The organism is Rhodothermales bacterium, assembly GCA_034439735.1.
Classification (GTDB): domain Bacteria; phylum Bacteroidota; class Rhodothermia; order Rhodothermales; family JAHQVL01; genus JAWKNW01.
Genome location: JAWXAX010000083.1, coordinates 1 through 10292, shown reverse-complemented (window position 1 = coordinate 10292; position 10292 = coordinate 1). Strand labels below are relative to the sequence as shown.

Genomic DNA, 10292 nt, shown 5'->3' with positions numbered 1-10292 from the left:
GGGCGCACGGCCGTGCGCCCCTACTTGCCTCGCCCCTCCATGCCATGCGATACCTCCTGCTGATCCTCTTTTTTGCCGGCTGCCAGGCCGCGACCGACCCGACGCCGTCCGGGCCGCCAAACATCGTCCTCGTCTTCGCCGACGACCTTGGCTACGGCGACCTCGGGATCTATGGCCATCCCACCATCCTTACCCCGAACCTCGACCGGCTGGCGGCCGAAGGGGTGAAGCTGACCTCGTTTTACGTGCCGTCCGCCCTCTGCAGCCCCTCCCGGATGAGCCTGCTCAGCGGGCGCTACCCGATGCGCACCGGCATCCCGTACGTCCTCGGCCCCGATGACACCACCGGCATCCGGCCCTCGGAAATTACCCTCGCGGAAGCCCTCAAGGAGCGCGGTTACCGCACGGCGGCGATCGGGAAATGGCACCTCGGGGTCGAGCCCCACCAACTCCCGACGGCCAATGGGTTCGATCAGTATTACGGCATCCTGTACAGCAACGACATGATGCCGCCCTGGGTGCAAACCGAACGCCCGCTTCGCCTCTACCGGGGTACCGAGCCGGCCGACGAGTACCCCGTCGACCAGACCACCCTCACCCGCCGCTATACCGACGAGGCCGTTCGCTTCATCCGCGACTCGGGCGAAGAGCCGTTTTTCCTGTACCTGCCGCATTCCATGCCGCATCTCCCCATTTACGCCTCACCTGAGTTCGCGGGACGATCAGCCGGCGGGCGATACGGGGATGTGATCGAAGAGATCGACTGGTCCGTCGGCCAACTCATGGCGACGCTCGATGAACTCGGCCTCGCCGAAAACACCCTCTTCATTTTCACGAGCGACAACGGCCCCTGGAGCAACATGCCGCCTCGCATGTACGACACCGACAGCGACGCCATCCAGCGCTGGGACGCCGGCAGCACCGGACCCCTCCGCGGCGCCAAAGGCACCACCTGGGAAGGAGGCCACCGCGTGCCCGGAATCGTACGCTTCCCCGGCCGCATCCCGGCCGCGACGGTATCCACCGAAATGGCCTCCACGCTCGACCTCTACCCCACCCTGCTTCGCCTCGCCGGCGCCGAAATCCCCGCCGACCGCGTCATCGACGGACGCGACATCTGGGGCCTCCTCGCCGAAGCCGGCCCCACCCCTCACAACTACCTCTACTACGCCAACGGCGAACACATCGAAGCCGTCCGCGACACCCGCTGGAAACTGCGCATCCAGGGGGACGCCGCCGAACTCTTCGACCTCCGCGAAGACCCCTACGAACGCTTCGACGTAGCAGCCGCCCATCCCGAGGTCGTCATCCAACTCACCGAGGCCATTGAAGCAGAAGCCAACGCACACCAAATCACCAATCGCTAATCGTTTGATCGCTAATCGCTAATCCAATGCTTTTCGTCCCCGACCACATCCGCGGCCTCATATTCGACTGCGACGGCACGCTTGTCGACAGCATGCCCCTCCACTGGACGTGCTGGCACGATACCTTCGCCGCGTTTGGCGTCAGCTGCCCGCATGACTTTCTAGAAGACTTAAAAGGCGTGCCCACCGACGGCATCCTCCGGCGTTACAACGACCGGTTCGGCACCTCGATCGACGTATGGGCCTTTACGGAAGAAAAGGAGAAACGCGCGCGGGAATTGCTGCTCACCGTCCAGCCCATCCGCCTCGTCACCGACGTCGTCGACCGCTACCACGGCATTCTGCCGATGGCCGTCGCCTCCGGCGGACCGAGCGCCACCGTCACCCTGTCGCTCCGCGTGGTCGGGCTCCTGGACCGATTCGTCACCGTCGTCACCGCCGATGATCCCGTCAAGCCCAAGCCATCACCCGACATATTCCTCGAAGCCGCCCGCCGAATCGGCATCCCACCCGAATTTTGTCAGGTCTTCGAAGACGCCGACATGGGCATACAGGCGGCGCACGAAGCCGGCATGATCGCGACGGATGTGCGTCACTACCTGTGACAGGGCAAAGGCGCAAGGTTTGAGGTGTAAGAATAGGGCTACCCACTTTTCACTTTTCACTTTTTCCTTCCCCACCGGCATCGTCCCCAAAAGCACGTCCCATAACGGCGACGACACCCCGAACGCCGCCTCGGGCTGCTGGTAGTGGTGGATGGCGTGGTGGGCCCAGAGTGCTCTCAAGAAATTGCGCGGCGGCTTAAAGGCGTGCACCGCGTAATGGACGCACAGGTAGCTCGCGTAGCCGGCCATGAAGCCAGCGGTAAACGGGAGCCCATAAACCCCCATGATGAGGCGATAGAATAAGAACAGCGCGGAAGCGACAAGGACGCTCACCACCGGCGGCATCGCGAGGCGAGAGGTGTCCCGAGGATGTTCGTGATGGACCCCATGAAACAGATACTGAAACCGTTCCTTTGCGGGGGTGTCGGTGCCGATGTGAAATAGATAACGATGGATGAGATATTCTACGAGGGTGAAGAACACCAGGCCGGCAATTACCAACCAGACATTGGCCCACGGCGCGACCAGGCCAGCGTACACCGAATACCCAATCAGCCCGATGGCGGCCCCGTAAAAAATCGTTAGCGGAACGGCAATATGTGTCCGGGTCAGCGCTTCGAGTAATCGATTTGCAAACAGGGGAGGTGTTTGTTTTGTAGCCATGGCGGTCTCGTTGGATCAAGATGGACGTGGGATCACCGCCCGAGCGCCTGCAGGCGCTCGAGCCGTGCACTTGATGCAAAAAGAAGTACCTGTACAAAACCTACTAAAAACCGTATCCCAGGTTTCCTCCACCCGTCCTCCTTTCCTCAACAACCACACGAAGCCGACGTGTCGATCACGGCACAAGCTCCTGGGTATATCTCACCAGAAACAGCCCCTCCTTGATGCTCGATACCGGAATCACGCCGCTCTTGAAATACGGGTAATTGCTCCAGGAGCCGGCATACCCCGGGTCGTTCTGCCCCCAGGGCACGGTATCGATATAGCCGACCTCGCGGGGCGCGACCGGATTGCTGATATCCATGATGCGCAGCCCGCTTACATAGTTCGATTCATACAGCAGATTGTCCCGCACGTAGAGGTTGTGGTCGCTCGCCTTCGTCTCTCCGAAGTAGAAGCCGGCCAGCACGGGATCCTCCAGCTCGGTCACGTCCCAGATGATCGTTCGCGTCCCTTCGAGTTCGTTCGCCAGCTCATCCCCCTCATCGTTCATGTAGAAGTAGCGATGATCATCGGTCAGCCAGCCCTGGTGGGCATAGGACACATCGGGAAACGAAACCGTGGCTAGAGGCACCGGATTCGCTTTTTCCGTCACGTCGGCGATCGACAACGCCGTCTCGTTGGAGCCAAAGCAGATCTCTCGGCCGATAAAGGCCTCGTCGGGGCCCTTGTAGATCACGCACTGCGCGTCGTGGCTGTAGCCGCGGCCGCTTACGGTGGATGATTGATCGTTGAAGCAACCGGCGAATTTCGGGTTACGCGGATCCCGGATGTCCACCATGTGCAACCCACCCCCGCAGGTCGTTCCGCCGCCGTTGGCGCCTACGATAAACGCAAAGCCGGTATCTTCGTTGATGACGACGTTGTGCGCACTCGCGACGCCGTCGTAATGGGCTGTCTGGGCGAATGTCTTCGGCTCGCCCTCCAGGCCGCGGAGCTGGGTGAGATCGAACACCTGCATGCCATGTTGCCCGGTGCCGTCGGCCACGACAAAGGCGTGGTTGGCGTACACCTTCACATCGCGCCAGGCGTTGGGCTTGCTGCCCTCGGTGGCCGGCATCGTCCCGAGCAGGCGCGGATTCTCAGGGTCGGAGATGTCGACAAACGACGTGCTGAACGAGTGACCGATGACCACGTATTCGCGCTCCGTCTCGGGATCGGTCCATCCCCAGAGGTCGTTCACGATGTCGCCGGCGCTTCCCCCCACATCGGCGACAGGCAGGAAGGCCATCAGATCCACATCGGCGCACGAAAACTCGCCCACCTTCCCGTCCTGACACTCGGTCCGCTCACCCGTAATCGCCGTCAGCATCCGGCCCGTGTCGGCGAGGTGGGTGGTGATGCTCCATGCGTCCGACGTGCCGCGCTCGATCAGATAAATCCGCCCGTTGCCAAAGTCCGACCGGGGCGCCACGGCCAGCGCGAGCCGGCTGGATGCCGCGATCCGATCCCCGAATGACGCGAAGCCCGGCAGGCGCGGCTCGAGCAGCTGCTGCGTCCGCATCCAGGCCCCGGAGGCGTCTTCGCGCCGATACACAAACAGGCTGCCGACGGTGTTGCCAGACAGCAGCGAGCTTACCCACAACTCGTTGCCCACCGCCTGCACGGCGTGGCCAAACCCGAAGTCGCTCGAAATGCCGATCGACAGCGCCTCAACGTCGGCCGCATCCATGCGCAGAGTAGCCGCCTCCTGCCAGGCGGACCCGGCCGCGCGCAGCGCCACCACCGCGCCAGGCGCCGGCCTTGAATTCGATTGCATACTCAACCCGGGCGCCCCGACGTATACTTCGGCATCGGTTGCGGACACGCTTGTCCCGAAGAATCGCAGGGTTGTATCCGCGGGCGCCACCCGAGTACCCGGGCCCATCGCACCCGCAAAGTGATGCACGACGCCTGTTCCCCCGGCCAGGGGCGTGCCGGCAAAGAGATTTCCGTCGTTCGCCGCGAGGATCGTCCCGAAACCCGTGTTGGCCTCGTCCGCCCCGCCTTCCAGCCGGCGGGCTTCCGCCCATACGCCGGCCGCATCCCGCGCATACACAACCAGCATCCCCCAGCCTTCGCCAAACTCGGGCGCGCCGGCAATCAGATGGTCGCCCATAAACACCAGCGCCTGGCCCAGGTGCTGCGGCGACGAGCAGTTGGCCAGACCCAGTTTCTGCACTTCATTCCAGCTGTCGCCGGCGCGGCGGTAGACATAGACGGCGCCGCACCCGGCGTCCGCCATCGGGGCGGAAACCGCCATCCAGTCGCCCGAAACGGCCAGACCGGTCCCGAAGAGATCGCTCACCGTCACATCCTCAGGGGTGAGGGAGGCCAGCTGCGTCCACTCCCCATCCTGCTTTTCGTACACCATCACCGCCCCCGTCTGATTCGGCGGCTCGGGAAACATGGTGCTGAGCCCCGAGCGGGTGGCGACGATCCGGTCGCCGTCGATGACGAAGGACGCGCCGAAGCCGGCGATGCCCGTTGCAGGCGTTTCATGGAGGCGTGTCTGCGCGGTGGCAACCGACGACAGGGCAACAAGCAGGCATAGATAAACGTGTGGGAGACGCATACGAGGCCGCGAAGGGGTGGAGCAAGCGTGAAAGGTCGATAGGAATGGTCCGGACGTCAATATACGGGTTTTTGAATCGTCTTAGCATCCTACCTCGATCGCCGTAACTTCGGCGCAGACGCCCAAATCCGGAGTCCACGCGATGAACAACCTGTACTCCGGGACGATGCTCGGCGTATTTTTGCACGGGCGGCCGAACGAAAGCATCGTGAGATGTAAGGTCATCATCCACAGACCCCGGAAGAAATCATGGCCTGGCTGGAGGCGGCCGCTCGCGGGTCGAATGCGCCGCCGAGACCCTTCGAATGGGGAGGAACACGGTCAGCGCGTAGACGGCGAAGCAGAGAAAAACGTCTTGAGAAAGGAGGATCGGGCGCCGTTACGAGGCGCCCGACACGGCGCTCCAGTTCTGTTCTGGTGAAATGGCCATCGGCCTCACACATGACCTACCAGGTGTAAATGTAAGACATGTAGTGGTTTCGCTGCTATGGGTTATCCTCTCTACAAGCTCGGATACATACTGCTCGGCCTCACTCCGATGTCGCCAGCCCGTGCGTCGATGGGTCCCAATGCACCGTGCGTCCCGAATCGATTGACTGGTTTATCATATGCGCGCAGGCAGCGGCATGATGCCCGACCAGGGCATCCTCTTTCGTGGGCGTGCCATTCCGAACGGCATCAAAGAATTCCAGCATGTGGGAGTACATGCCATCCATTCCTTCCGAGGAGTAGACCTCCCTCCCCTCGCGGATGCCGGCCGGGCGGGTCGCCGGGCGTTCTTCATGCAGCGTCGCCAGATCCGCGTAATAGTCTTTTTCTAACTGCTCCGGCCAGCTATTCACGATCCAGCCATTGTCTTCATTGACCCGTTCCGGAATGAATGTCAGGTCGCGCCCCAGGATCAGGGTGCCTTCGGTACCCAGAATCTGCATGCCCTCTCCTCCGCCGCCCTCGTTGTTCGCCGTCCCGCTCAGAGAGACCATAAATCCCTGGGGATATCTCAACGATGCATTGATGGTATCGGACACATCGCGACTATCCTTCCACCGATAGAGGCCCCCCATGGCGGCTACGCTGTCGCACATATCGGCGCCCATGATGTAATTGATGGTGGTGCAGGTGTGTACGAAGAGATCGGTGGATATCCCCCCTGAATAGTCCCGATAACATCTCCAGCGGAAAAAGCGTTCGTCGTCGTAGGGGAGCTTGGGCGCGGAGCCCAGGAAGAGGTTCCAGTCTACCGTTTCCGGCGACGCATCGGGTGGAATGGGGTAGATCCATGCGCCGGAGGCCGTGTTGCGGTTGTTATACGCCCGGATCATGGTTACCTGGCCGAGTTTGCCGGCAGCGATCATGTCGCGGGCTTGCGTGGCCAGTATGCTATTGGGGCCGGGGCTACCCACCTGAACGGCCAGCCCATTCTTCTTCTGAGCCTTTACGATCTCCATCCCCTCGTCGATCGTGTAGGTCAGCGGTTTTTCGATGTAGGCATGTTTGCCGGCGTTCAAAGTGTCCACCGAATGCCTGTAGTGCCAGTGATCCGGCGAAGAGATGACAACGGCGTCGATGTCGGCGCGTTGAATCATTTCGCGATAATCGGCGATCGCTTTCGCTCGTCCTTCCGTCCGGCTGATTGCGCGTTCGATGCGGCCCTTATAGGCATCGCAAACCGCAACGATTTCTACGTCGGGATACCGCTGCATCAGATCGATGAGCCCGTGTGCCCGCGCGCCCACGGCGATCATGCCGACGGTGATTTTGTCGCTCGGCGCCACGGGCCTGGCAGACGCCTCAAAGGGGTTCACGCCCATTCCCAGGACTGTAGTGCCCAGGGCGGAAAGACGCATAAAATCTCTGCGGTTCACGTTGGAGGATGACATGGCGGTAAGGATTAGCGTTTGAAGCTTCGAGAGTGGACTATTCGGAGCCCGATATCCCAAAATAACCCCAGCCTCCCACATCGGCAACTGGAACTGCAGCAGAGCAAAACACGTGGGCATCACCTGAAGTAGCAACAGAGTGGGATAGCCTTTGCAGCAGGATTTAGGCGCCAGATACGTCACGACCCAAGAATGGCCTCGTACAACTTCATCCCCACCCACACCATCACCACGCCGGCCACGACGCTCCCGACCATATTAAGCAACACCAACCCGATCTGCCCCTCGCGCCAGAGCAACAGGGTGTCGAGGCTGAAGGTCGAAAACGTGGTGTAGGATCCAATAAACCCCACAAAAATCAGCAGCCGCATGTCCTCGCTCATCGGCAGCCTGTCCGCCATCGGCGCCAGAAACCCGATCAGCAGGCAGCCCACCAGGTTAGCCGCCCAGGTCGCCAGCGGCGCCCGGCTCTCGACCAGGCGAATGACGCCGAGCGAGGTCCCGTACCGCGCCATCGCGCCCAACGCGCCGCCAAGCGCTACGATTAGACAATTTGACATCCGTGTGCGGTTCCAGTTTGGATCGGCCCCAAAATACACAACCCCTCGAACAGAATGGCTGTCGAAACCGGGATTGGCACCGCATTTTGCACTTTGCATTTTGCACTTTGCCTTCGCGCAAGCGTAACATCCCCCACCTTGCATCTTTTCCACCCAATCTACCCTCCATGAAACTGATCCGCTTTGGAGCCCCCGGCCAGGAACGCCCTGGCGTCCTGCTGGAAGACGGCCGCATGATCGACGCCAGCGCCGTGGCCGACGACTACAACGAAGCCTTCTTCGCCGGCGACGGCCTGGACCTGCTCGACGCCTGGCTGCCCGTCCATGCCGCCACGGCCCCCACCGTCCCCGCCGGCACCCGCCTCGGGCCCCCGCTCGCGCGGCCGAGCAAGATCGTATGCATCGGGCTCAATTATGTCGACCATGCTCGGGAATCGGGCTTGCAGCCCCCGGCCGAGCCGGTCATCTTCTTTAAGGCCACCTCCGCCATCGTAGGCCCGAACGACGACCTTATCATCCCCAAAAACAGCGAAAAAACGGACTGGGAGGTCGAACTCGCCATCGTCATCGGGAAAAAAACGTCGCATGTGAGTCGGGAAGACGCCGAAGACTTCATCGCCGGCTACCTCCTCCACAACGATTACAGCGAGCGCGCCTTCCAGATCGAGCGCGGCGGGCAATGGGTCAAGGGGAAAAGCTGCGACACCTTCGCCCCACTCGGCCCATTCCTGGCCACGAAAGATGAAATTGAAGAGGTCGGCCGGCTCGGGATGTGGCTCAAGGTGAACGGCGAGTTCAAGCAGCAGGGCAACACGGTCAACATGATCTTCGACGTCCCGACCGTCGTCAGCTACCTCAGCCAGTTCATGACCCTCCTTCCGGGCGACATCATTTCGACGGGCACGCCGGCCGGCGTGGGCCTCGGATTCAAACCACCCCAGTACCTGAAACCCGGCGACGTCGTCGAACTGGGCATCGATGGCCTGGGAAGCTCTCGGCAACAGGCCGTGGCCTATCGCTGAACGTTGTTAACATTCCTCGTTGTAACGTCATCAAACGCGCCCATGTCCGTACCCACCCTCCCTCCGCGTACCCTCCTCGCCACACTCGCGAAGCTCGGCCCGGGGATGATCATCGCCGGCTCGATCGTAGGGTCGGGTGAGTTGATCGCGACAACGAAGGTGGGGGCGGAAGCGGGCTTCTGGCTGCTGTGGCTCATCGTGGCCGGGTGTATCATCAAGGTGTTCACGCAGGTCGAGATGGGCCGCTACACGATCACCTGGGGCGAAACGCCGCTCGAGGCGCTCAACAAGGTGCCGGGGCCGCGCTGGAAGGTGAACTGGGTGGTCTGGTATTGGGCCGTGATGACGCTGCTGATCGTCACCCAGCAGGGCGGTATCGTCGGCGGCGTCGGGCAGGCGCTGGCGATCAGCCGGCCACTGACGGAGCAGGGCACGCTCTACAACGAGGTGCAGAACGAACGCGTCCGCGCGCAGGTGGACCTGGCGATGGCCACGGGCGATGTCACGAGAGATATCACGGCAGCGCAACAACGCTACGACGAATCCATCGCCCGAACTGAACTTGTAGCGCCCGCAAACGATGCGTACCTGTGGGCGACCATCGTCGCCGTCGTCACTTCCATCCTGATGTACTTCGGCCGGTTCGGACTCATCCAGGCGGTGTCGACGATCCTGGTGGTGCTGTTCACGCTCGTGACCGTCCTGACCGTGGTCATGCTCCAGTTTACCGACTGGGCGGTGACGAGCGCCGAGTTGGCCAACGGCTTCCGCTTTTCGCTCCCGCCGGCCACAGTGTCCGCCACAGCCTCCGCCGGCATCAACCCGATGATCACGGCCCTCGCGGCGTTCGGGATCATCGGGATGGGCGCCGGCGAATTGCTCATGTACCCGTATTGGTGCCTCGAAAAAGGCTACGCTCGCAGCACGGGCCCGCGCGACGCCTCCCCCCAGTGGCTCGAGCGCGCCCGGGGCTGGATCCGGGTCCTCCAGCTGGACGCCTGGCTCTCCGCCGTCGTCTACACCTTCGCCACGGTCGCCTTTTATCTGCTCGGCGCGGCCGTCCTCTGGCGGACGGGGCTCAACCCCGCCGGCGGGGACATGGTGCGCACGCTGGCCGAGATGTACGTCCCGGTGTTCGGCACCTGGTCCCACGGGGTGTTCCTGTTCGGGGCGTTCGCGGTGTTGTACTCGACCTTTTTTGTCGTGGCCGCCGGCTATAGCCGGCTTGTGGCGGACGGCCTGGGGCTGTTCGGATTCCACGATGGCACGGAGGCCACGCGTATGCGGTGGACGAAATGGATCAGCTGTATCTGGCCGTTTCTGGCCCTGGGCACGTATCTCTTCTTTCAGGCCCCCGTCGCGATGGTGCTCGCAAGCGGCGTCGCCCAGGCAGTCATGTTGCCGATGCTGGGCATCGCGGCGCTGTTCTTCCGCTACCGGCGGACGGACGAGCGGCTGAAACCGGGGCGGTTCTGGGATGTGATGTTGTGGATCTCGTGCCTCGGGTTCGCCGTCGTGGCGGGGTGGTCGCTGTATAATACGCTGGCGTGACGTGGGCGTGGGGAGACGCCAGGTATGGCG

General features: G+C 62.3%; 7 protein-coding genes and 1 pseudogene. 4 read left to right on the top strand and 4 right to left on the bottom strand.

What is annotated here, in order from left to right; translation table 11 throughout:
- Both SH809_06845 and SH809_06840 read left to right on the top strand, forming a co-directional pair.
- On the top strand, positions 1-1367 hold a 1367-nt coding region (locus SH809_06845; GenBank protein ID MDZ4699403.1), incomplete at its 5' end, for a sulfatase.
- A gap of 26 nt (positions 1368-1393) precedes the next feature.
- Entirely contained in the window at positions 1394-1972 is a 579-nt protein-coding gene (locus tag SH809_06840) for an HAD-IA family hydrolase (GenBank protein ID MDZ4699402.1), read from the top strand.
- 93 nt (positions 1973-2065) lie between these two features.
- On the opposite strand, the pseudogene SH809_06835 reads toward SH809_06840, so the two are convergent.
- From SH809_06835 to crcB, 4 genes and pseudogenes are all read right to left on the bottom strand, one after another.
- Positions 2066-2635, bottom strand: a pseudogene (locus tag SH809_06835) (sterol desaturase family protein).
- Between the two features lie 175 nt (positions 2636-2810).
- Entirely contained in the window at positions 2811-5249 is a 2439-nt protein-coding gene (locus SH809_06830; GenBank protein ID MDZ4699401.1) for a choice-of-anchor B family protein, read from the bottom strand.
- A 530-nt stretch (positions 5250-5779) separates the two neighbouring features.
- Positions 5780-7312, bottom strand: a complete 1533-nt coding sequence (locus SH809_06825; protein MDZ4699400.1) for a Gfo/Idh/MocA family oxidoreductase — start codon at positions 7310-7312, stop codon at positions 5780-5782.
- Complete coding sequence (crcB, locus tag SH809_06820; protein ID MDZ4699399.1) at positions 7309-7689, bottom strand: fluoride efflux transporter CrcB; 381 nt, start codon at positions 7687-7689, stop codon at positions 7309-7311. Before crcB ends, SH809_06825 begins: the two co-directional genes overlap by 4 nt.
- A 167-nt stretch (positions 7690-7856) precedes the next feature.
- Here crcB and SH809_06815 point away from each other — a divergent pair, with 167 nt between their 5' ends.
- The gene (locus SH809_06815) at positions 7857-8711 is read left to right on the top strand and encodes a fumarylacetoacetate hydrolase family protein (protein ID MDZ4699398.1); all 855 of its coding nucleotides are present in this window, start codon (positions 7857-7859) and stop codon (positions 8709-8711) included.
- 42 nt (positions 8712-8753) lie between these two features.
- Positions 8754-10262, top strand: a complete 1509-nt coding sequence (locus SH809_06810) for an Nramp family divalent metal transporter (protein MDZ4699397.1) — start codon at positions 8754-8756, stop codon at positions 10260-10262.
- The last annotated feature ends 30 nt before the right edge of the window (positions 10263-10292 follow it).

Coding starts and splice junctions, on each gene's coding strand:
- SH809_06830 (MDZ4699401.1), bottom strand. CDS start 5,249: ATGCGTCTCCCACACGTTTATCTATGCCTGCTTGTTGCCCTGTCGTCG.
- SH809_06815 (MDZ4699398.1), top strand. CDS start 7,857: ATGAAACTGATCCGCTTTGGAGCCCCCGGCCAGGAACGCCCTGGCGTC.
- SH809_06810 (MDZ4699397.1), top strand. CDS start 8,754: ATGTCCGTACCCACCCTCCCTCCGCGTACCCTCCTCGCCACACTCGCG.
- crcB (MDZ4699399.1), bottom strand. CDS start 7,689: ATGTCAAATTGTCTAATCGTAGCGCTTGGCGGCGCGTTGGGCGCGATG.
- SH809_06840 (MDZ4699402.1), top strand. CDS start 1,394: ATGCTTTTCGTCCCCGACCACATCCGCGGCCTCATATTCGACTGCGAC.